Annotated in this window: 27 protein-coding genes; 6 read left to right on the top strand and 21 right to left on the bottom strand. The window is 35.4% G+C overall.

The window, feature by feature from the left end:
• The first annotated feature begins 62 nt into the window (after positions 1-62).
• Complete coding sequence (locus JR050_RS09515) at positions 63-263, top strand: hypothetical protein (protein WP_204203262.1); 201 nt, start codon at positions 63-65, stop codon at positions 261-263.
• A 386-nt stretch (positions 264-649) separates the two neighbouring features.
• On the opposite strand, the gene JR050_RS09520 is transcribed toward JR050_RS09515, so the two are convergent.
• The gene (locus tag JR050_RS09520; protein ID WP_204203263.1) at positions 650-817 is read right to left on the bottom strand and encodes a DUF3934 family protein; all 168 of its coding nucleotides are present in this window, start codon (positions 815-817) and stop codon (positions 650-652) included.
• Positions 818-1,154: 337 nt separating this feature from the next.
• On the opposite strand from JR050_RS09520, the gene JR050_RS09525 reads away from it, so the two are divergent.
• Positions 1,155-1,310, top strand: a complete 156-nt coding sequence (locus JR050_RS09525; RefSeq protein WP_204203264.1) for a sporulation inhibitor A family protein — start codon at positions 1,155-1,157, stop codon at positions 1,308-1,310.
• Positions 1,311-1,682: 372 nt separating this feature from the next.
• On the opposite strand, the gene JR050_RS20810 is transcribed toward JR050_RS09525, so the two are convergent.
• From JR050_RS20810 to JR050_RS09565, 10 genes are all read right to left on the bottom strand, one after another.
• On the bottom strand, positions 1,683-2,216 hold the full coding sequence (locus JR050_RS20810; protein ID WP_430392876.1) for a CBO0543 family protein: 534 nt from the start codon (positions 2,214-2,216) through the stop codon (positions 1,683-1,685).
• A 139-nt stretch (positions 2,217-2,355) separates the two neighbouring features.
• On the bottom strand, positions 2,356-2,913 hold the full coding sequence (locus tag JR050_RS09530; protein ID WP_204203265.1) for a CBO0543 family protein: 558 nt from the start codon (positions 2,911-2,913) through the stop codon (positions 2,356-2,358).
• 438 nt (positions 2,914-3,351) lie between these two features.
• Positions 3,352-3,897, bottom strand: a complete 546-nt coding sequence (locus JR050_RS09535) for a GNAT family N-acetyltransferase (RefSeq protein ID WP_204203266.1) — start codon at positions 3,895-3,897, stop codon at positions 3,352-3,354.
• 138 nt (positions 3,898-4,035) lie between these two features.
• Positions 4,036-4,752, bottom strand: coding sequence for a DUF2161 domain-containing phosphodiesterase (locus tag JR050_RS09540; protein ID WP_204203267.1), 717 nt, complete (start codon positions 4,750-4,752; stop codon positions 4,036-4,038).
• A 22-nt stretch (positions 4,753-4,774) separates the two neighbouring features.
• On the bottom strand, positions 4,775-5,629 hold the full coding sequence (locus JR050_RS09545) for a PhzF family phenazine biosynthesis isomerase (protein ID WP_204203268.1): 855 nt from the start codon (positions 5,627-5,629) through the stop codon (positions 4,775-4,777).
• Positions 5,630-5,811: 182 nt separating this feature from the next.
• Positions 5,812-6,417, bottom strand: a complete 606-nt coding sequence (locus tag JR050_RS09550; RefSeq protein ID WP_204203269.1) for a hypothetical protein — start codon at positions 6,415-6,417, stop codon at positions 5,812-5,814.
• A 133-nt stretch (positions 6,418-6,550) separates the two neighbouring features.
• Entirely contained in the window at positions 6,551-7,111 is a 561-nt protein-coding gene (locus tag JR050_RS09555; protein WP_204203270.1) for a glycerol-3-phosphate acyltransferase, read from the bottom strand.
• Positions 7,112-7,226: 115 nt separating this feature from the next.
• Entirely contained in the window at positions 7,227-8,066 is an 840-nt protein-coding gene (locus JR050_RS09560) for a thermonuclease family protein (protein ID WP_239454244.1), read from the bottom strand.
• Positions 8,067-8,682: 616 nt separating this feature from the next.
• Positions 8,683-8,814 carry a hypothetical protein gene (locus tag JR050_RS20515; RefSeq protein WP_283244064.1) on the bottom strand — a complete coding sequence of 44 codons (132 nt, stop codon included), beginning with the start codon at positions 8,812-8,814 and terminating at the stop codon, positions 8,683-8,685.
• Between the two features lie 97 nt (positions 8,815-8,911).
• Positions 8,912-10,285, bottom strand: a complete 1,374-nt coding sequence (locus JR050_RS09565; RefSeq protein ID WP_204203272.1) for a hypothetical protein — start codon at positions 10,283-10,285, stop codon at positions 8,912-8,914.
• A gap of 637 nt (positions 10,286-10,922) precedes the next feature.
• Here JR050_RS09565 and JR050_RS09570 point away from each other — a divergent pair.
• The 4 genes from JR050_RS09570 (at position 10,923) to JR050_RS09580 (ending at position 14,563) form a co-directional block, all read left to right on the top strand.
• On the top strand, positions 10,923-12,404 hold the full coding sequence (locus tag JR050_RS09570) for an esterase/lipase family protein (protein WP_204203273.1): 1,482 nt from the start codon (positions 10,923-10,925) through the stop codon (positions 12,402-12,404).
• Positions 12,405-12,997: 593 nt separating this feature from the next.
• Positions 12,998-14,017, top strand: a complete 1,020-nt coding sequence (locus JR050_RS09575) for a DUF3231 family protein (protein ID WP_204203274.1) — start codon at positions 12,998-13,000, stop codon at positions 14,015-14,017.
• Positions 14,018-14,070: 53 nt separating this feature from the next.
• Positions 14,071-14,196 (top strand): hypothetical protein, encoded by a 126-nt coding sequence (locus tag JR050_RS20520; RefSeq protein WP_283244065.1) that lies wholly within the window; start codon positions 14,071-14,073, stop codon positions 14,194-14,196.
• 4 nt (positions 14,197-14,200) lie between these two features.
• A complete protein-coding gene (locus JR050_RS09580) occupies positions 14,201-14,563 on the top strand; it encodes a hypothetical protein (RefSeq protein WP_204203275.1) in 363 nt (120 codons plus the stop codon).
• 62 nt (positions 14,564-14,625) lie between these two features.
• Here JR050_RS09580 and JR050_RS09585 read toward each other — a convergent pair whose 3' ends face one another.
• From JR050_RS09585 to JR050_RS09630, 10 genes are all read right to left on the bottom strand, one after another.
• Positions 14,626-15,030 (bottom strand): MaoC/PaaZ C-terminal domain-containing protein, encoded by a 405-nt coding sequence (locus JR050_RS09585; protein WP_239454246.1) that lies wholly within the window; start codon positions 15,028-15,030, stop codon positions 14,626-14,628.
• Positions 15,027-15,476, bottom strand: a complete 450-nt coding sequence (locus tag JR050_RS09590) for a MaoC family dehydratase N-terminal domain-containing protein (protein ID WP_204203276.1) — start codon at positions 15,474-15,476, stop codon at positions 15,027-15,029. The genes JR050_RS09585 and JR050_RS09590 overlap by 4 nt, the downstream gene beginning before the upstream one ends.
• Before the next feature lie 133 nt (positions 15,477-15,609).
• Positions 15,610-16,374: a beta-ketoacyl-ACP reductase gene (locus JR050_RS09595; RefSeq protein ID WP_204203277.1), complete on the bottom strand. Its 765-nt coding sequence runs from the start codon at positions 16,372-16,374 to the stop codon at positions 15,610-15,612.
• Positions 16,375-16,576: 202 nt separating this feature from the next.
• Positions 16,577-17,323, bottom strand: a complete 747-nt coding sequence (locus JR050_RS09600; RefSeq protein WP_204203278.1) for a hypothetical protein — start codon at positions 17,321-17,323, stop codon at positions 16,577-16,579.
• Positions 17,324-17,887, bottom strand: a complete 564-nt coding sequence (locus tag JR050_RS09605; RefSeq protein WP_239454247.1) for a sigma-70 family RNA polymerase sigma factor — start codon at positions 17,885-17,887, stop codon at positions 17,324-17,326.
• Positions 17,888-17,907: 20 nt separating this feature from the next.
• On the bottom strand, positions 17,908-18,930 hold the full coding sequence (locus tag JR050_RS09610) for an ABC transporter permease (protein ID WP_204203279.1): 1,023 nt from the start codon (positions 18,928-18,930) through the stop codon (positions 17,908-17,910).
• Position 18,931: 1 nt separating this feature from the next.
• Positions 18,932-19,795 carry an ABC transporter permease family protein gene (locus JR050_RS09615; protein WP_204203280.1) on the bottom strand — a complete coding sequence of 288 codons (864 nt, stop codon included), beginning with the start codon at positions 19,793-19,795 and terminating at the stop codon, positions 18,932-18,934.
• Complete coding sequence (locus tag JR050_RS09620; protein WP_204203281.1) at positions 19,792-20,307, bottom strand: hypothetical protein; 516 nt, start codon at positions 20,305-20,307, stop codon at positions 19,792-19,794. Before JR050_RS09620 ends, JR050_RS09615 begins: the two co-directional genes overlap by 4 nt.
• Before the next feature lie 27 nt (positions 20,308-20,334).
• Positions 20,335-20,841, bottom strand: a complete 507-nt coding sequence (locus tag JR050_RS09625; RefSeq protein WP_204203282.1) for a hypothetical protein — start codon at positions 20,839-20,841, stop codon at positions 20,335-20,337.
• Between the two features lie 562 nt (positions 20,842-21,403).
• Complete coding sequence (locus tag JR050_RS09630; RefSeq protein WP_204203283.1) at positions 21,404-21,580, bottom strand: hypothetical protein; 177 nt, start codon at positions 21,578-21,580, stop codon at positions 21,404-21,406.
• Between the last annotated feature and the right edge of the window lie 28 nt (positions 21,581-21,608).

A 21,608-nucleotide genomic window follows, 5' to 3' on the forward strand; every position in this document is an offset into this window, starting at 1 on the left:
TTGGCAAGGAGCCAATCATTAGGATTAATGAATTCCAAACAACTGGTTGAGGAGCAACCTATATGTATGAACTTGCTCAGGGTGAGCAGGCAGAAAATGATCAAGTTTTTAATGTTGGAGAAATTACCATCTTAATAGACCCTGTTGTCATTAGTCATCTAGATGGGGATATTGTTATCGACCATAATAAAAATTATGGCTTCATTCTCAAAAACAATTTTGAAGTATTAAACTTTGGGATGAAATTAGTAACAAATCCTTAATGAAAAACTTAGTAAAATGAGGTTGGGACAAAACTACTCTAAAGACGAACAATTTCAAATTAGATAGCCTTATAATACAGCTGTTAATTTCCGTGCAAGACTTCGCTTTCCGCGGGGTGTTGGTGAGCCTCCTCAGTCGTTCCTCCCAGCGGGGTCTCACCTAACTCGCTTCTCCCGCCGGAGTCTTCGTCTTGCACTCCAATTAACAGCTAGAACATACTTAAAACAATACGTAGTCTCTATAATACAAATAAAAAAATCCGAACTCATTCAAATCCTATTAAACGAATTTGAGGTGATTGTTCGGATTTTTCTTCGCCGAAAATACTTTTTGCCCAGCCTCTTTCCTTTACTTATTGCTTAAACACTCCCTGACAATGTGTTCTCTATTTTTCAGAAGTCTCTCCGTTATTTTTTGTACTAGGAGAATGTTTAACACCTTTACTTTTATAAGGTTTTGCACTCTTTGCTTTGTTTGCACTAGTTTGCCAACGACTCCAGCCTTTTTTACCAGTTCCTCTCCCGGTTCCACCCTTTCCCTTCGCTTTACTCATAGCATCATCTCCAGTTTATATAAATCGTGTATATTGTGATCCTTATCAATTGCTCTGTTAAACAATGATGTAATTTCCGTTACAATTGCTCCATAATCAACGTCGTCAATTAAGTAACAAATAAGATTTATATTGTATCACATTTTAAAAAGTCTCGAAGGTTTCTTAATCATTATCTCACCATTTAATTGTTATTGTTTTAACTTTAGAGGACTACATTCACTTCGTTTTTCTTAAGGAACAAGGATTAAAAATTATACTTTACTATCTTATAATAATCGTTATAATAGGAAATACGAACCATGTATATATACCCATTCAACAAGAGGTGATTGCAATGAAATTCACATTACTATCAGATGAATTACTAATAGAATCCTATATTAAGTCTCTAAGTCCAAAATTTGATCAGCAATTTCGAGAGCAACTCCTCAATGCAATAATTGAAAGAAACCTTCAGGAGTTCCTAAACGTAAAAGCATATTTAGGATAATCAAAAAATCAAAAACACAGATAGTGCTAGCCGGCACTATTTTTATTTTTTTAGCTCAATACATGAGCACCTATGATAAGCAAACTAATATATAAGTTAAATTAGATTCATCTCCTTATCAGTCCCCTAAAACCATTGGCCCTCTATTTCAACTTGTCGAAATAACACTTACTATTTCTTGTTCAACTTTAAAATTGTGGGCAAGAATAATCTAGAGAATAAAAGACTTGATAAGACGATCATGAGCAACATTTCACCCCAAATCCTTTTATTTTCATGCACCAAAATGGCTACTTTATTGTAGCAGTAGCCTTTCCAGCTATTTTTAAATGTCCTTTCAAAAACGAACTCGACAAATATACCCTTACTTTTTTACTTAAGTGGTACATTAAAAAACCAAACCATAAATACAACACATATGACTGATATTCCATATGTAAGTAAAGGTCTTGTGAAATGAAGGCGAATCATCAAGTACATCGCACTATAAAAGAATATTTCCATCCAATATTCGTAACCATGCTTCAAGAGAAGTCTCTCGAACTTTACAAAAGGGAATTCAATAATGATTGAACCTATTACCCAATACATGATATATAGGAGCTGATGACTTTTTTTCTTTAAGAATGGGTAGTGAGTAAGATATATAAGAGTTATAGCTGGCAGGATAATAAATAAGTAAAATAATTCAACAATATAGTGTTTTTTTGGCAGAATATCGGGTTTATGTTCCCATAGTAAATAGTCTTTGCACAATAGGTTATAAAGGAAATTACATATTATTACATAAGCAATCGTTAGGGCATATTTTTGCCAATTTCGCCAATCCCCCTTCCAAAAAGCAAAACAAAGTAGGGCTATTGTTAAAGTTAAGTGGGATACAAGTCTCCTGTAACTATTTTTTATTGATTAGTAATATGAAGATTTCTAGTGCCTTTAGCTTGGTTTTGAAATTTATAGTGTAAATACTTATTAATAGTCTTTGCATTATGACCGAAAAAATTCTATTCTAACTAATCTGTTATCTCTCTTAAGCTCGATCCACTCACTCATTTAAGGATGCAAAGTTGTTTCTTTTTGAAATATAGTGGGCCATTAAATAAATCACAATCTGAATTGGTACCGAATAACTATATCGCCAGTGCTTAAGATTATAGATTTGTAACCAGTGAAAAAAAGGTTCAGCTAAATAAGAACTAATTACGGCAAATATTAACGCTTTTATTAAAGGGTTCGCTCCTGGTCTTATTTGAAGTATGATTATGACTGTTAGAGGCATTAATGTGATATCCCAAGGTACATATGTAGGAAGGACAGGTATCACATTAAAACGGTATCCCCAAACCCCCAGTTGATCCCCCAATACATCTAGGCAAAGTGAAACAACCATCACAAATAGTGCAGTATACAATAATCGATCAGTGCTATCTTTTTTACGAATAAAAAACCAAATGATCCAAGGGATTATTGAAAGAGCCACTCCTAACCACCATAGTTCTGAAAAGAGCACGTATTCTCTCCATATATCTATTTTTTCAGAGATTAATTTTTCAATCTCGTTCCCATTTTTATCAACTAAGCTTATATATTTATCATTATTCATATATATCTCCTATCAAGATAATAGTTCTTGTAGTAGTATCTCCTAATTCAAAAGTTGAAATGTAGTATGTTTAGACATTATAGGTGTGGATTTATTTAATTTTTTTCTTGGTACATTTTTTTATGAGGATTATTATGAAGTTTTAATTCTTAAAGCTCAATGTATTTCATCTTACTAAGTAAAGAACGAGAGCAGTGTGTGGTGGACAAAGTTGAAAAAGGTTTGATCCTATTATTTGTAAATGACAAAAAAAGAAGAATCTTTAAGATTCTCCTTCTATCGTCTAAAAATTGACTTATATGTCATATTCAAAAATTTCATTATTCATTCTATATGAAATTACTTATGTAAGAAAAAGGTGGGTAAACCGAGTAAAGACTCACAAACACGTTTAAAACGATACTAATATTTCTAAACGTCAAAAAGAGTAAAATAAGATCAAGATGTCTCTCCTTTTAAAATTGAAAACATATATAAATCATCAAATTTACCACAAGTAAATTCATAATGTCTAAGCAACCCTTCTCTAGTAAAACCTAGCTTTTCTACTAGTTTGATTGATGGTACATTGTCCGGTTCAATTAATGCCTCAATTCTTTCTAATTGAAAATGCTTAAAACCATACTTAACAACTGCTTCCAACGCTTCTTTAGCAATCCCTTTTCCCCAGTAATCTTTATTTAATTCATATCCAACTTCAGCACGGTAATGTTTAGATTTCATATTCAAAAACCCGCAACTACCTATTACCCTACCTGAGTCTTTAAGTGTAATTCCCCATCTTATTCCTGTGCCTTCCTCATGTATTGATTTATACCATCTAATTTCATCTAGTACTTCCTCTTCAGTTTGAGCAGGCTCTAACCCCATATGTTTCACAACATCTTTATCAGATAAATAGGCAAACATATCCTTTGCATCCGCTGGCGTGACCTGTCTTAATATTAATCTACTCGTTTCAATAACGGAAAAATGTTTGAACATTGAATGCTCCTTTTCATACTTACTCTGTTTTTTTATTATTAATGCCTGTTGTTGGATTTATTATCTCTGTTCAGAATAGTTTTACAACTGAAAGTTTCTAATCATTAATAAAGGAAAAACATCCTTTATCCATAAAGATTATTCGACAAGTAACTGGCACCAATACTCATAAATCTCTGGATTATCTCTTATTTCTGTTTTGCCTTTTTCGGTTAATTCGTAGATGCCACGCTCAGCTCGGTTGAACCAGTTGTAGTAGTTTTTAGTTAAGATGGAGGAGGTTTTTTCGCCTGTTCCCAGTTGCTTTAGTGCTTTCGGTGATAGCTGTCCATATTTGTCCAGGTAGCATGCGATTTGGATGCAGTTTTCTTTGTAGGCTGTCATGATTTTCGTTTTATTACTTCCACCTACATTGTAATCAGCACTGCGTCCGTTGATTTCTTTTAATAAGGCTGAACGTCTTTTTTTGTTAAAGCTTCTTTTACGATCAAAAGTGGATGGACCAAACATAACCTCCACCTTTTTCCGATTTCCAGAAAACGTTATGACGATTAAACCTAGTTCAAGTCTTCGAATTAAGTGACAAAGATCTGTCCAGCGTTTCGAACGCAGTTTATATTTCGGCTTCGGTATGGCAATGTATACTTGATCCGTTAACCGTTGACGCTTCGTTGCTTGCACAAGTAGATCGACCGTTAAGTTCAGCTTCAACTCAATAACGACTAACTCCTCGCCTCTTACTGCTGCGACATCACAATCGTTCACTTCTCCATAAACATCATAACCTTCTTGCGTAAAATACTTGTGAATCGGTTTATATAAATCTACTTCTTGCCGTTTTATCGTTTCTGACATATGTTACACCATCCAGACTTTCCTATATCTCAATATGTTGAATTTGAATCTCACCTGCTGTTCCACCAACTTCAATTCGATCTACACTGTCATGTGTATTTACTAGTAATCTAGTAATAATCAATGAAGATTGCTGCATCGCTTCACCTTGTACAAATAAATAAGAACCACTTCCAAGAGCTTTATACTTATGTAAATAACAAGTAAGTGCACCATTTGATGTACCTGTTGCGCTTTCTTCGAGTATGTCATACAAAGGAGCAAAGTTCCGACAACTTGCTATTACTCGCTCGGTATCTAATGTAAACAAATGGTATCCAATTACATTGTACTTTTTACTGATTGTAGTAATCTCTTGAAAATTTGGTTGAATGTTATGTAATATTTCCTTGTTTTTGATTGGAATGATTATATCGCGGAGTCCAGTTGAAACAATTTGAATCGGAAACTCAAGATTTAAATCCGTTTCAAGTATGTAAAGCGATTGAACAATTTCGTCAGGCTCAATTACTTTATCAAATGTAGGCAAAGCTTGAGAAAGATAAATATACTCAGACTCTATAACAACTTCTAGGATTCCCGCTTTTGTTTCAATCTTATAAATGCCGTTTCCAACACCTGTCTGTCTTATCAACTGAAAAGCTGCAATCGTCGCATGTCCACATAGATCCACTTCCTGAACTGGTGTAAAATAACGAATCATGTAATCTGCAACTTTTGAGTGTTGCACAAAAGCCGTCTCGGAAAAACCGACTTTTCTAGCAATGGTTTGCATTTGTTCGTCTGATAAAAAGTCAGATTGTAGGACTACACCAGCAGGGTTTCCACCTTTTGATTGTTTTGTAAATGCATTAAGGGTATAGACTTTACATTCCACGCCAATACCTTCTTTCTTCTAGGTAAATAAAGTTATGTAAGCTATAAAGTATATGCTGTAATGTACTATTATTCTATCATGATTCTTTTATTATTCGAACTCTCAATTTAATTTGATTTACAAAACCGAGAGACCAAAATAAAAATAGCCTGTGTCGACTAGACCAGGCTATTTTTCACTATCTATTGACCCCACTTATTCCCAATGCTTAAATTAAAATCTGGATCGAAGTTAAAATATGCTTGTGTGTTAGGGTTTACTTCGATATTGCTATTTAAACTAGGATTTACTTGAGTCTGTGGGTTTACTTCTAAGCTTGGATTTACTTGTGTATATGGGCTAACGTTCAAGTATGGATTCACTTGAGTTGCTGGGTTAATTTCTGAATGGAAGTGGAATCCTGGGTTTCCCATGCTCTCAGCCATATCTGGACTCATTTCAGTGCCCCAAACAGGACTCATCGTATTTACTACAGGGCTCATGCCGCCTGGATTCATCATACCTGGACTCATGGTAGGACTCACCATGGATGGATTCATGCCTGGATTCATAACTGGACTCACCATAGTTGGACTCATTCCTGGATTCATATCTGGACTCATCATAGTTGTACCCATTTCTGGAGTCATGTATGGGCTTACCATGGTTGGACCCATTTCTGGAGTCATACCTCCACTTGTTAACATTGAATTTAATTGATTGAAACATTGATTATAGTGATGATATTGTGCAGCCGCCTCTTGCATTTTACACCAATAGTAATGTGTTCTTCCCATAATATCATGCATTGTGTAAAGCCTCCTTTAAGTTTCATCCCTGTATCTATATGGAATGACAAAGGAATAGGTAACTAGTCTATATTGAAAATAGGCAAGAATCTATATCAAAAAAGCACTCTGAATCGAGTGCTTTTAGTTGAAGTCATTCCAACTTCTCCTTAATTCCATCCCAATGAACGAAAATCATGATCGCTACAACGATACCCATTAAGATGAAGGAGGTGATTGAATGAGTGATATACAGTAGAATAATAGGAATAAGTGCAAACCCGCTCATAGCGGCTAACGTAACACTTCGAAGTATGAGTAAAAAAATAAGAAATATAATAACAAAAACTAATGTTACAACCGGATGAAACGTTAATAGCGCACCGATAAAGGTTGCAATTCCTAATCCACCTTTAAACTTCAAGGTAAAAGGCCATATGTGTCCTACGATAACTGCGAGCATGGAAAGGAGTTGAACTTCGACGGAGAAATCTAAATACTTCGCACCACCAATTACGAGCACTCCTTTTAACCCATCACCTATTGCCGTAATGAGAAAACCCTTTTTCCCTATTAATCTACCAACATTACGTGCCCCGACATTTCCACTGCCAAGTTGCCTGATGTCACCACCATTTTTGATTCTCATCACAATGAAGGCAGTCATAATGTTTCCAACTAAATATGCAGCTATTATGTATAACACTTCGAGCATTATTTCACCTCCTTCTTTAAAATATATACCCTACTATATAACTACATAAATAGAAAAAAGCCATGTATCCTTGTTTTTATGATACATGGCTTTTTTCATTATTGAAACATATTTTTCACTCGCAAGCCCAGTTGTCTTTATCACGATCATGTTTTGAAGAATAGGCTGGGTGAGTAGATGGAACACCATCAGGATAAATCTTTCTTAGCTCTGTACAGTTTTGATAACTCTCATTTCCTCCACTACTCGCTGGTGGTGAGCTTGATTTTGGTGCACGCTTATCCATATCGCCTTTTGTCGTTCCATCAGGTCCATAGCCCCATAATCCTGTGTTAGATTCTCTCGCTTCCCTGGCAAATTTTAAAAAGTACTCACTATATTTAACATCTGGAGGATACGTTGACGGTTCAGCAAATCCGTTTAATACTAAGTGAGCATTGAACATCTTCTTACGAATTTCAGTTTCATTCATGTCATCTGTCGGTACATCCAGCCAAATGATTCTCAAGTGTCTGCTATATCGGTCTGTTTCGGAAACATCCTTTTGAATCCAAACATTTCTTCCGTCAAGTTCATTAGTCGTATATTCTTTCGCTTCCTCCCCATATACCTCTGTTCTTGTTGTTGACTCGGGAGTGTTAATACCAATTAATCTTACCTTTCTTCCATCTTGAAGAACTACTGTATCTCCATCAACAATCCTTGAAATAGCTACTTGTTCTAACCCGTAAAGTGAAACAAAATCCTTTGTCACTTGAGGATCATCAGGTTTTTCTTCTGGTTTTTCTTCTGGTTCATCATCTGTTAATTCTAGTTGAACCTCATTCTGATTTCCATTCTCTTGACTTTCAACGTGATCCTTTGACTTTACTTGTATCTCCGTTTCAGAACTTGCGCACCCGCCTACAAATAATATCGAGGAAAGTATACTAAGAAGTCGTAATTTTAGTGTCAATTTACTTTCACCTCTAGTTGTAGATAATTTTAGTAATAATTCTATTATATCCTTAAATTGATCATCGATAATAAAAAGAGCTTGAAGAAAACCTCTAGCTCTCCTTTTACCATTTGTTAGCATCAGTAATAATTATTATTCTTTTAATCTTCTAACCTCTTGATACTGAATTTGGTTTCCATCACTACTTTGAACTTTAAATAAAATATTGATTAAATTTAATCTTAGTCCCTTTACCACCAACTGTCTCAACATCTTCATGTTGTATATCAGTACCGAATAAATGATTGACATCTTCAATTTATAATTTTGAATTTAAAAAATATGAAACTCACCTAGGTTTCTAAGATTATCTCTCAAGAAATTTACCATTACATCCGCAGACTTATGTACTCCAAATTTCATACCAAGAATAATCATATACCTCTATTCCCCCTGACAAAGCTTGTATATTCTTTGATTGTAACAAAGAGGACCTTTGAATTTTGTCAAAACAACTAGAAATATAAAATTAGACCTATATGCCTAAATATAAAAAGCTACCTAACAGAAGTTAGATAGCTATCTTCATAGGGTTTATGTAGTCAATCTCCCTAAAAAGATGACTTATAAACCCTTATTTTGTTTTAACTGGTGTCACGACTGCGTAAAGATTATCAATCAGGTTTGATACGTTAACCTCTACTACTTTGTACCCTGATACATAGTCAGAAGTGTTTGTTGTCTTGTTGTTTTCTTGATTATTCATGTTGTTCTTCCTTCCTTTCATCAATTACTCACACAAGAATAATCATATGCAGGAAGTGAAAAATTGTTCCGTTTTTATATAAATTTAATGAATACATCTAAAAAACAGCCAACAATCCAAGTAAAAACGTTGATACTACAGCGAATAATATAGCCGTGAATTTTGCATTCCATTTGGCAACCGTGAAGGTTTCTTTCTTTGTTAAGGATGACATCATGGCCGTTGTTCCGTTAAATGGGCTAATCATAATTCCGATGCATAACGCTGTCAGCATTCCTACTCCATATATAATCGGTGAGATGGCTAAATCAATGGGATTAATGACAAGTGCTACAATTGTGATGGAAACGAATTGGTGAACCCCAACTATGGAAAGTAAAATAAGAGACGCCATACCAATTATTAGGAGCGGTCCTGTTCCAACTTGATCTTTTATTACTGTAAAAAACTGATAAACAGGCTGAATATATGTGTCATGTTTCAGAGATTTCACAAAAAATCCAGCTGACAATAATATACCAATTTGGCTATACATACTAGGGATTACTTGTTTAAAATGTCTCTTTACAGATTGATTAAATGGTTGTAATTCACGAATGATAATAACCCATACAAACGTGAATGGAAGAGTTGCAACCGTTAATATATAGAGCATTCCATATGGAAGTAGCAAATCTAACATAATCGTTAGGCACATGAAAATTAACAAAGGAATGGCCAACGATATAATGTTGAGTTTCTTTGTTTCTCCTTGTTCCTCTCGCTCCACAACCCTATTCCTAGTCTGTAATTTGTGTAAAAGTCGATCAAGCATTAAGCCACCTATCGCGGCCAAAAATGTAAAGGGAATCAATGTAATAACTGACGATTTCGTGAGTTCAGCCACAATTGCAACACCTGCTCCAATCGGACTCCAAATCATCGCTAACGCAAAGCCACGTGTAATCGAGGTAGAAAGGGTTTGCGTTACTTCCTCTCCCTTTTCCAACTTATAGCTCGTATTCAAATACGACCACGTTAACGGCAATGCTCCCATATTCATGATGCTAGCTAAACTAAATGACATTGTAGAACCTTTTGTATATAGCTTACTTCCAGAAAGCTGCGGCATTTTTTCTAGTGACTGATTACTTTCACGTGTTCGAATTAACGAAATCGGAATGGCTAAAATTGGGATGATTCCAATAAACGCTGCGATGCTTGATAAATCCGAAAAAGATAAAATAAATTCTGTTAGGTCTGTATGGACCAATACCTGCATGGCTACTCCAGAAACGACAAATAAAACGGATAAATAAAAGGACAATCCTCTCATAAACGGAATCGTCAAGAAAATTGTCGCAATCGTAGAAATGGCAACAACAAGTGATAAAGGCTTATAATCTATCGGAATTGCCAAACTATACAATAAAAAGTTGAGTCCAAATACGAGCGCTTGAACCTTCGTTATGTTTTGAGATAATGTTCTCATGCTGATCGTCCCTTGAGTTTGATATATTCATTATATACTACACAGACTTGGAACATATATGTTGATGACTTGTGGATATAGACTAAAGAATTTTTCCAATAAAAACGGAATGGTATTTATCAATGAATGAAATGGGACAATTTTTTTGTTACTATAATTTTTAATCTTTTCAACTATGATCACTAGTACCTTATTACGAGAAACTAGGCATGTTAAAAACAAATTATCATAAACAATCTGGTAGAAAAAAAGAATGCTTGGATCTTAGCTGGCCAAGCGTTTTGCTTTAGAAATCTATATTTTTCACTTTGAACCCAATCAAGAACACAAGATACTACGCTAAAAAAGCAAAACGGACTAAGCTTGATAGATACACGAGTGCCTTGTTCAATAAAGACATTGTGATAATCCCTACAATTCCCCCAATAATTCTTACATTATTTCAATTATTCCCTTTCAACATACCTTTTATCACGTCTAATTCCATCCTCTAGTACTTTCGGTATACCTCCATCAAAAATACTCCCTACTTTTCTCTCATTCTTACGAAAAATGTACTACACTGACTACCACCATCGATATATTTGAAGTGGATAGAAGCTTCATATCCTCTAATTACACGATAAGGAGTGAAACGATGTTTAAAAAAATGTTACTTGTTTTTGTAACCGCTTTCTTGTTATTCCCTTCATTTTCTCATGCTGGGTCGTTTGGTAAAGATAATGATCCGTCTGGTGTACCTGGGCAGTGGTATGTTGGTACAACCCCTTCTTATGTTGCTCCTTCCAAGCACCCTATTTTGTACGTACATGGGTTAAATAGTTCTTCTAATACGTGGTGGAACGAAAATAACATGTATGACATAGCGTATCAAAACGGATACGAAACTGCATTTATTGATCTTTATCCAACGAAAAATATGTGGGACAACGGGTATCTGCTGTCACAAAAGATTCGTGATATGTACAACTATTTTGGAGAAAAAGTAGTAATTGTAGCTCATAGTAAAGGTGGAATTGATACTCAATCTGCACTTGTTCATTATGGAGCCTATCCTTATGTTGCACGTGTGATTACACTTTCTTCCCCGCACTATGGCTCTGAGCTTGCTGACTTAGCTTATAGCAGTTCTGCTGGTTGGCTAGCTGATATTATGGGAAGTAAAAGTGATGCGACATACTCATTGCAAACAGGATATATGAGAAATTTCCGAAGCCAAACTGACAGTCATGCTAATGTAAACAAATCGAAATTTTACACACTTGCTGGAACGAAATGGGGAAGCTTTGGTTCTTCGCTATATTGGGGTGGTCTATACTTAAGCAGCTATGGCTCTAATGATGGCGCAGTAACTGTCACCAGCTCCAGGCTGCCATACAGTAGCGAGTTACGTGTAGGTGATTGGAACCATACAACGATTAAAACGGGTTCAGCAACGTTTAACTTATTTAAAAATTACTTAAATGAAACAATTGCCTCTACCGCAACTATAACAACACAAAATGCAGAGGCAGAACCGGGAGCCTCTACGTTCGTTCGTGGTGGCGCAGCAAAAGGACAAAAGAAAGAATCCATCTTTGTTGAGAGCGGAGTAAATTCAGTTACAATCGATTGGATGAGCGACACTGAAAACCCATCTCTTCTATTAAACGATCCAGACAATAACAGTTACACAAGCTTTTCTACAGAAATGGACACTGAATTCTTTAACGGTGCCTATCACCACTCCATCACGATTGACAATCCAACAGCTGGAGAATGGTCTGTAGAGTCAAAGACAGATAGCACTGAACATTATTTACTACACGTTACGTTAGATAGTGAAGTAAACGAAAATCTCCAAGTTGACATTGTTGGAGAAGAAGTAAAAGTAGATAATAAAAACAAAAAGTTGAATGTAAAAACAAATATGACAATTGAATACTATAAAAATGGGAAGTTAAAGCAAGGAAAAGTAATAGCGAAGAAAAATGGAGAAAGCTACAAAATTCCTAAGCTTGGCGAAGGTGTATATAACATGACGGTAGAAATTGACGGTAAACATAATAACGAAACATTTAAGCGTACTGTTATTAAATCAGTTTATGTGGATCATACTGGAAAATTATATTTTGAATAAAACGCTTAAGAGGCTGGGAGATAACTAAATAAATGATCCTTAAAGGCGAATAATATCATAAATTATTCTATCTATTAAAGTATACTTTTTTCGTATACTATATTATTTATTAATCAGTTCAGTTGGAGGAACAAGTTCATTCCATTGCGCTGCAGACACTCGCCGGATACCGCGGGGAGGAAGCTGAGCCTCCTCGGCTATGCCTGCGGGGTCTCAGCCTTTCCTCTACTTCCCGCAGGAGTCGAGTGTCTTCCGCTCCATTCCACTAGTTTTTAAAAATAGTATGCGAAATCAAACAAATCTATTGAAAGCAACAAATAAAGACCCGAACTATTAGGTGAAAGATATTGCCTAATAGTTCGGGTTTATCATTTGCTGAAATACTTATGTCCCAGCCTCTTACTATTTAGGGCAGTTTGATAATTAACATGCCAGTTCCATGCCACAAGATACTAATATGTTTTTCTCCTATTCATAAAAGGAAACTCTTATTATCCTTTCATTAAATCAATTGGAAATTCCCTGTAAATAAAGCAAATAATTTGAAATGAATAGGAAAAACTATGTTTATGAACATAAGGAGGATTTTCTTTGTGGAGACTGATCATCATATAAACTTGACTTCAGCAGAAATTGCCCATTTATATACTACTTTTTCTAGCGATAGCATGGCGATTCGTGTTCTATCCTACTTTTTAGAAAACACTCAGGATACTGAAATTAAACCTATTCTTGAACAATCATTGTCCATTTCTCTAAAGCACCTTGAACAAATCTCAAAAATCTTTACAGATGAGAATTATGTAATTCCGATTGGATTTGGAGAGGAAGATGTCAACGTTCAAGCGCCTGCTTTGTTTTACGACACTTTCTATATTCATTATGTAAAGCAAATGAGCCGTGTTGGGTTAAACGCTTATAGCTTAGGGTTATCTATTGCCGCTCGCTCAGATGTCCGTATGTTTTATCATGAAGCATTGAAGGATGCAACAGAACTTGATGAAAATGTGACAAATGTTGCTCTGCAAAAAGGCTTGTATATTCGAGCACCTTACATAATTGGTCCAAAAGAAACAGAATTTGTTCATACCTATGACTTTCTTGGTGAACTGATAGGAAAACCACGTCCTTTACTAGGAATGGAAATTGCCCATTTGTACGGTAATCTCCAAACCATTTCATTAGGTAAAGCATTGTGTATTGGTTTTAGCCAGGCTGCACGATCTAAGGAAGTGACGAAGTTCTTCATAAAATTAAGAGAATCTGCTGGCAAGCATATGGATATGATAACGGACAAAATCAATGGTAGCCATTTAAAACCACCATTGACATGGAATGACACTGTCACAGAATCGATTTTCCCTCCTTTCTCAGATAAACTCATGATGTTTCATATTAATGCTGTAATGGCAACTGTTGTAGGGGATTTCGGTGTATCCCTAGGAGCAAGTTTAAGAAAAGATATTAATTCAATGTATGGAATTTTAATAACAGAACTTGAACTACATTTATATGAAGGAGCGAAACTCATGATTAAGAATGGATGGATGGAAAAACCACCACAAGCGATGAATCGTGATGAACTTGCCAATCTTTCAGATAAGACGGATTAAACGGAACATTAAGATTGATTTTAAATATAAAAAGGACATTAAGGAGGTATAACATGAAGAACAAAGAAAATAAGAAGAACTTAATTCCAACTGAAGAAGTTCCGGCAGTTCCACAATTGAACCTTGAAAATAAAGAAGAAGGAATTAAAACGATGTACAAAAAAGGTGAAAATAAGTAGGGTCATGGACGTTTTAAAACCTGAAATGAAACAATTAATTAATGAAGTAATAGATGGATTACGTTTCACGAAAAACTTTCGTTCTGCAACTGCTGAAGAGTGGTATATTTTCTTGCCTCATTATGAAGATCCACGTACAGGTGGCGCCGCGGGGAAAGCCCTTATTCATTACAATTTATTCGGCAATCGTGATGTGATGATCAATACAACGGTTATATTAGATGATCCAAAGTTACATCGTTCAGATCTTCATCCACTCGTTTATGCAGTTGCCGATGAAATTGTGAACCGATTAGTGGGCTATGCCGATACCATCCTATCAGTCCACGCGGGTGAAAACACGTATGACGCGGAGTATAAGCAGTAAAAACCAGTGGTATTGTACCCGCTGGTTTTTACTTTTAGTTTACATAATAATATTATTGTCGCTTAGAGTAATTGATACACAACTTCCCCTTTGATTACATCTTTGCCATGTTGATTTTGAGCTGCAACTTTGAAGGTGTAATGATGTCCATCTCTTTCTTTTAGCACGGCTTTTAATGTAACAACATCTTCTAAGAACACCATTCCTTTAAACCGAATCGTATAGTCCTTGAGAAAACCTTCGTCATAAAATGGCGTGAACAGTTTTGCTAGGTTTCCCATCGTCCACATTCCATGTGCAATAATTCCTGGAAGACCTAGCTTCTTCGCTTCTTCCTCAATTGTATGAATCGGATTATAGTCACCTGATGCTCCTGCATATTTGATTAGATCGATTCGAGAAACAGGGGTTAATTGTACTGTCTGCAATTCTTCTCCAACTTGCAAATCCTTTAACTTCTTTATCATGCTTGGGTCAACCTCCTAACCTCTTCAGTAATGATGATCAATCCCTTTGATGAAAAGAGCGTCTTCCCTTGTTCATCTTCACCATTGCTTGCAAGTAACAGGAATCCAAGACGACCTTGACTTCCAGTTTTATCATAATAATCTAGTATTTCTGAGTAACAGTAAATGTCCTCACCGATGAGTAGTGGACGCTCATAATGAAAGGTTTGTTCACCATGAATAAGACCGTCTATTGTCAGCTGAAAGCCATCAATCGTACCATAATCAAACACGCGTGGAAAGGTAGGTGGTGCAATATTTTGACCATAACGGGACTCAGCGCCAAACTGTTCGTCTACATAAATCGGATGATTGTCACCAATTGCATCGGCAAACTTTTTGACAGCTCCTCGTTCCACTGTATTTTTGACTCGTTTCGATTTTACTCCAATTAAACTAGTGAACATTGATATCACCTCAGTCTTATTTTGGCAATGATGCATTTATGTATGATTTTGAAGCATATTTCCTAAAAATGAAGCATATCTACTTTATTTTGGTACTTATATCCAAAAAACGACGTATAAACAAACACACAGCTTAATTCTTCGGTCCACCCGCTACATACAACACTTGACCACTAACAAATCCTGACCTCTCATCAGCAAAAAACGCAACTGCGTTTGCAATATCTTCCGGTTTCCCGCTTCTTCTTACTGGGATTTGACTCACACTAGCCTCAATAAGTTGGACGAATGTAATTCCAAGTCTCTTTGCTGTTGTCATCGTCATATCAGTTTCTATGAAGCCTGGCGCAACCGAGTTTACCGTGATTCCATATCTTCCGAGTTCAATAGATAACGTTTTCGTAAATCCCTGTAAACCCGCTTTCGCAGCAGCATAGTTTGCTTGCCCACGATTACCTAGAGATGAGGTTGAAGAAATGTTGATCATCCGACCATATCTTTGTTCAACCATATATTTCTGCGCAGCACGTGCCATGTTAAATGAGCCCTTTAAGTGGACGTCCATGACTAAATCCCAATCCGAATCTGTCATTTTAAACAACAAATTATCACGAATGACTCCAGCATTATTCACTAAAATATCGAGCGATCCAAAAGTTGTATGTACTTCTTTTACAGCATTTTCTACTTCCTCACTTTTCGTTACGTCGACAACCTTCGGAAATACCTCATACCCCAATTCACGGAATTCACTTACCGTTTCTATTAATGCTTCCTCATTTATATCGAATAGGGCAATTTTCGCTCCTTCTTTTGCAAATCGTTCACTAATTGATTTGCCAATCCCGCGACTTCCTCCCGTAACTAATGCGACTCTGCCTTTGAACTGATTCGACATGTTCGTACCTCCTCATTTCTTTAGATCAATTCTCAACTAGGGGTTTGCTATAACATTGCTAGCATTATGCTAACTCTTATTTCACCTTTGTTTTATAACGATTGTATAGACTTGTATATTGTAAATACAACTTCCTTATCTCCTCACTTCAACAAAAAGTGCAGAAATCCTCCTGCGATTTCTGCACCTTTGTTATGTCTCATTATTTATATATGTTTGAAAAATAGTGAAAAGAATCAATATTAATTAATGAAGTTGTTTGTATTTCTGTTAAATAACTGGATCTAAGAAGACCTAACTTCTCATACACTCGGTAAATTTTGAACTCAAATTGAAAGAAGGACAAGTCGGATTCAACACCGTCTCGAGGGTAATTTAGTTCTTCATTAATTTGTATTCTCACCCACTGATCTATTTTCATAAGTTCATTACTTCTACTCATATAAGACTTCCTTAAGTAATATAAACTTTCCTTCAATTCCGGTTTATACATGTTCAGCGTTTCAGGGATTCGCATTGACCCAATTTCTTTTGACACTTCTAACGAATTTTTTGCTGCCTTAACTTTAAGTTTGTTAATCTCATCAATCGTATAATCCTTACTATTAATCTTTTCTATGAGTTCTTTTTCCACTCTAACTTGTGATTTCAATGTAGAGACAATTTCAGAATGAAGCTTTAATAATTCTACTTGTTGTGATTTTTCATTATAGCCAGATGTTTGAGAGTTGAGGATAGATGAGCCAATGACAAAAAGTAGAAATAATGCTGCTATACTTGCAAAAACAGTTTTCACATTCCACTTTTTTTGTACGTAACGTACCTGCTGATTCGTGTTCTCATTCGAGATATCTTTCAATATTTTCCCTTTCAGCTTCTGGTTCATTTGGATATCTTTTAAGACAGTATCGTCCATGCTTTCTTTTAAACGATGTAAATGCTTATCCATTCAATCAAGCCTTTCCTTTGAATAGTGAAGTTTTAGCTTTTCTCTTGCTCTCCTCAACCTTGTACGAATCGTATCTTCATTTAGTTGTAATATGTCCTTTATTTCATGAACGGAGTAATCTTCATAATAGTGTAAAATAATAACTTCACGATACTTGATTGGCAGCTGCAACACGGCATTTGCAAGATTTCTTTTTTCATACGTATCTAACACATAATCTAGTACACTAGTTATAGATGTACTTTCGATGTCCAACCTTTCAAACGTAAAAAGCCTTCGGTATGACCAGCTCCGCAAATAATCTTTACATAAATTCGCTGTAATGGTGTAAATCCATGTTTTAATAGATGCATCGCCTCTAAATTGATCAATATGTTTATAACAACGAAGAAACACTTCTTGCGTGATATCTTCAGAAATCTTTTCATCTTTCACATACGTAAACGCTAGTCTCATAACCTTTGTTCCCATTGCATCAATCAACTCAGAAAAAACTTCTTCTTTTTTGAGTTCGGATAAATCCAAAGGAACGGTATAACGATTTTCTATTTTGTTCGGATTCATTTTCTTCCCCCTAGAAGAAATTAACGAGAATGTAAAAACGCAAACGGGTTTGTGCTAGCTTGTTGCTGACTGTTACATTCTAACTTTACTTCTGATACACTACTATCCTTCCTCACCCATTGTCGATTGTACGTATCTGTGATATAACTTTGAATAGTATTTGTCATCATATTAAATGACAGAACCGTAATAGAATAAAAGATTAATGGAATATAAATCATCCATGGTGTTATAAATAAATCTCTAAAATGCTTCCCAATGTCTCCTGCCCATTCATTGGTTGTTGAATACTCCTTTGTCACTCCATCAAATATTTCGACACTTACACTACCGCCTAAGAAAACCGATAAAAATCCTAAGTGAATAATAAGCATCAATACTTCTACCGTACGCTGAGAGTATTGCAAAATGAGCCTTGGAAACATAAACGGAATAATATGTTTTTTAAATAAACTAAATCGACTTGCTCCGAGCGTTTTAGAAGCTAATATATATTCTTCTTGCATAACTTTTTGAATGTCTTTCACCAGCAGTAACACAAGTGGTGGAATCCCAATAAAGATTAAGACGACTAATTGTATTTGAATAAGTCTTAAGATTGCCTCTAAACTGCTATCCACCGAGTACATAAATCCCAGAGACATAAAGGCAACAATGGTTGCAGGTACATATAGCTGTGACTCGACGATCCCTTCAAAAAATTCCTTTAAGAATTTCGGAAAACTGAAGTAAAAGAGCGAGATGATAAACGCAATGATTACTTGTAACAAACCTATTATTAAGCCTGTCAAAATTGTATACTTCGCTCCTTGAATAATCTTTGCTACTATGGGTGTACCTGCACGATCCGTTCCAAAAGGTGGATACTGACTCGGTGTAAATGGTGTCGATACAATGACTTCTCCATTTTCATCATAGATTGTTTCCAACTCCCATTCAACATTACCATAAAATGGTTCAAACAGAAAACTTACTAACAATATCCCTACAATGAAAGTAAACGATAAGACAAACTTCCAATCTCTAAAAATATATCGAATCATGTTATACACTCTTCCTCTCACCTATAAACGATAAGACAAGCTTTTCCGTTACGGTAAAATATATGAAAAATGGCATGAAGATAATTGTCGTGGTTATAATAAATTCTGCTCCTCTTGCAATAAGTAAAAATTGAAGTGCTCCGTACATATTAAATAGATACTCGATTATTAAGAGATTCGAAAGCATAAACGAAAAGATAAGCTTTGACCGATAAAACAAGCTATATAGTACATTTCTGAAGATGTGTACAAACATAATTCGAAAATCACTCAAACCTATTGTTCTAGCTAGTTCAACATAACGTTTTGTCTCTTCTTCCTTTATAAAGAATAGCGTACTTTTGAATAAGAGAATAATAGGAATAATACTTAAACAAATAACAGGCAACAGATAAATATCATTTTGATATACGGCAATTTCAGCTAATAGAATATTTGTCTTTTTGAAAAACAAGATGATGCCTAATTGTAGGCTCACAATAATGAACACATCTGGTAGTGACTCCAACAAATGAGTGAAGGAATACACGAATTTCCTTAGTTTTTTAGGCAACAAATGAACGAAAACTAAAAAGATATACGTTACGACAATTCCGATCACGAGTGAAATCGCAAATACTTTCATTGAATAAAAATACCGTTCCCACAATATCGGGAATAATGGATACGTCTTCTGATCCATACCAGTTCCCATATAAAACTCCCAGCTGTAAGGAACAAACAGTTCTTTTACATTCACAATAGCCAATTGAAAAAACTGAATGAAATGTAAAAAACCCTTTTCACCAAGGAACAAACCAGGCGTCGCACTAATGAGAACAAACCCAATTATGATATAAATGAAGTTTCTTACAATTCTCATCATTTGCAATCCTTCCCTTGGCATGCGTTGTATAACACTTCTTGTACGCCGCCTTTTTGGTCCCAGATTTCCTCCGCTACTTTACTTAATAAAGCGTACGCTTCAACTGTAGTGTAAGTTTCTCCATCTACTTCGTATTCAACAAGTGTTCCCTGTAAGTTTTCACCGTGTTTCCCATATTTCTTCATTAATTCTTCAGTTTGTCTTCGGGGATCTAATCTAATGATTAATTGCCCCTCTTTACTGTTATCTCGATAAAACATTGCTTTAAAATATCCCCGTGGTTGAACCTTTACTTCTCGTTCAAATTCTTCTCCCTCTATTAATAGAGTAAGAATCGTTCCAGCTTCTAAATTACTTTCACCATTGATATACACTCTTTGTAGTTCTGAATGATATTGAGAGTCACCAGATATTTGGACGTTTATCTTTTCCTTTGGCATTACCATTTTTGTATTACAACCGACGATTAGAATCATGAATAAAGAGATAAATACATAACTTGATAGTTTCATAATCTGCCTCCTTTTTATTTTTAGACCCTATTTCTTGTCACTGAATAATATTTCATAAGGATCTCCTCTTTGATCCCAAAAGTTCGTTTGCTCTACACTTAGCCATGCATAGGACTCAATTGTTTTATATGTTTCACCATTGTCTTCGTACTCAATACTTATCCCTTGTAAATATTCACCATGTTCTCCGTAAATATCTTTAATCTCTTTGCTTTGTTTTTGAGGATCTAGTTGTAAAACTAACTGTGCCTGTTTCTTATTATCTCGAGGAAATATCGTCCTAAAGTATCCTTTCGGCAAAACCTCGATATCCTTTTCAAATTCTTCACCTTCTATTTTTAGAGTAAGAATCGTACCAGGTTCTAAATTACTTTCACCTCGGATAAACACTTTTCCTTGAACAATCATATACCCGACATCACCAGATATCCGCACGTTCACCATTTCCTTTTTTTCACTTTTACCTAAATTTGCACACCCTACTAACAAACTACCTATGATCACCATTGCTATTACGAAGTTTATTAATCTCATAGATGCTCCCCCTAATTTCTATCCCTTTTTTCTTTTGACGTAAGAGCCATAAATAATTGTTCAAAATAATATAAATAATTTTAAAATGTTCCTTGGGGTGGGCAGTGAGCTTCCGTATTAGTCAAACACATTCGACTACAATGAACTATTCTTTAAAATCAACATAGAAAAAAGCCTATACATACAAGTTGGAAAACTGTACGTATAAGCTTTTTTTATTATTTAGGCTCTGTTAAAGAATAATGTTGATTTCCGTAGAAGGCACTCCCTTTCATTGGTGCTACGGGTGCCTCCTCGTCGCTATGCTCCTGTGGGGTCTCACCTGTCCCGCTTCTCCCGCAGGAGTCTCGCACCTTCCACTACAATCAACATATAACTAATATCAACAATGTACTTTAACAGAGCCATTCTTTATGTAATTGATGCCATTCTCTTAAAGAAAGGAAAACCTGCTCGATATCATCTCCCCCAAAAAGTCCTATTTTCTATTATTTTCTCTAAAAAGCAAAAAACCCCTTTTTAAACCAGTACAAAAATCGAGCTTGCACTGGTTGCAAGGAGTTTATTTTTTATAGTGATCTAGAAATTGATTATGATGTTTATAAAACTGAGCATCTCCCAAGTCCTTAGAATCTGTTAGTCGATCCGCCTTAGAGTACTTGAATCGTTTCTTCTTTACGTCATGTAAAAAGGCAATCGAAATGATGAACAGTAGGATACTACCTATAAAAAACCACATAAGCACACCTCCAGTTCGAGCATGTGTA

The sequence above is a fragment of the Bacillus suaedaesalsae genome (genome assembly GCF_016890225.1).
GTDB classification, from domain to species: domain Bacteria; phylum Bacillota; class Bacilli; order Bacillales; family SA4; genus Bacillus_BS; species Bacillus_BS suaedaesalsae.

Bases quoted from the DNA above. Each gene is read 5' to 3' on its own strand.
- JR050_RS09515 (WP_204203262.1), top strand. From the start codon at position 63: ATGTATGAACTTGCTCAGGGTGAGCAGGCAGAAAATGATCAAGTTTTT.
- JR050_RS09520 (WP_204203263.1), bottom strand. From the start codon at position 817: ATGAGTAAAGCGAAGGGAAAGGGTGGAACCGGGAGAGGAACTGGTAAA.
- JR050_RS09525 (WP_204203264.1), top strand. From the start codon at position 1,155: ATGAAATTCACATTACTATCAGATGAATTACTAATAGAATCCTATATT.
- JR050_RS09530 (WP_204203265.1), bottom strand. From the start codon at position 2,913: ATGAATAATGATAAATATATAAGCTTAGTTGATAAAAATGGGAACGAG.
- JR050_RS09535 (WP_204203266.1), bottom strand. From the start codon at position 3,897: ATGTTCAAACATTTTTCCGTTATTGAAACGAGTAGATTAATATTAAGA.
- JR050_RS09540 (WP_204203267.1), bottom strand. From the start codon at position 4,752: ATGTCAGAAACGATAAAACGGCAAGAAGTAGATTTATATAAACCGATT.
- JR050_RS09550 (WP_204203269.1), bottom strand. From the start codon at position 6,417: ATGCATGATATTATGGGAAGAACACATTACTATTGGTGTAAAATGCAA.
- JR050_RS09555 (WP_204203270.1), bottom strand. From the start codon at position 7,111: ATGCTCGAAGTGTTATACATAATAGCTGCATATTTAGTTGGAAACATT.
- JR050_RS20515 (WP_283244064.1), bottom strand. From the start codon at position 8,814: ATGAATAATCAAGAAAACAACAAGACAACAAACACTTCTGACTATGTA.
- JR050_RS09565 (WP_204203272.1), bottom strand. From the start codon at position 10,285: ATGAGAACATTATCTCAAAACATAACGAAGGTTCAAGCGCTCGTATTT.
- JR050_RS09570 (WP_204203273.1), top strand. From the start codon at position 10,923: ATGTTTAAAAAAATGTTACTTGTTTTTGTAACCGCTTTCTTGTTATTC.
- JR050_RS20520 (WP_283244065.1), top strand. From the start codon at position 14,071: ATGAAGAACAAAGAAAATAAGAAGAACTTAATTCCAACTGAAGAAGTT.
- JR050_RS09580 (WP_204203275.1), top strand. From the start codon at position 14,201: ATGGACGTTTTAAAACCTGAAATGAAACAATTAATTAATGAAGTAATA.
- JR050_RS09585 (WP_239454246.1), bottom strand. From the start codon at position 15,030: ATGATAAAGAAGTTAAAGGATTTGCAAGTTGGAGAAGAATTGCAGACA.
- JR050_RS09590 (WP_204203276.1), bottom strand. From the start codon at position 15,476: ATGTTCACTAGTTTAATTGGAGTAAAATCGAAACGAGTCAAAAATACA.
- JR050_RS09595 (WP_204203277.1), bottom strand. From the start codon at position 16,374: ATGTCGAATCAGTTCAAAGGCAGAGTCGCATTAGTTACGGGAGGAAGT.
- JR050_RS09600 (WP_204203278.1), bottom strand. From the start codon at position 17,323: ATGGATAAGCATTTACATCGTTTAAAAGAAAGCATGGACGATACTGTC.
- JR050_RS09605 (WP_239454247.1), bottom strand. From the start codon at position 17,887: ATGAATCCGAACAAAATAGAAAATCGTTATACCGTTCCTTTGGATTTA.
- JR050_RS09610 (WP_204203279.1), bottom strand. From the start codon at position 18,930: ATGATTCGATATATTTTTAGAGATTGGAAGTTTGTCTTATCGTTTACT.
- JR050_RS09615 (WP_204203280.1), bottom strand. From the start codon at position 19,795: ATGATGAGAATTGTAAGAAACTTCATTTATATCATAATTGGGTTTGTT.
- JR050_RS09620 (WP_204203281.1), bottom strand. From the start codon at position 20,307: ATGAAACTATCAAGTTATGTATTTATCTCTTTATTCATGATTCTAATC.
- JR050_RS09625 (WP_204203282.1), bottom strand. From the start codon at position 20,841: ATGAGATTAATAAACTTCGTAATAGCAATGGTGATCATAGGTAGTTTG.
- JR050_RS09630 (WP_204203283.1), bottom strand. From the start codon at position 21,580: ATGTGGTTTTTTATAGGTAGTATCCTACTGTTCATCATTTCGATTGCC.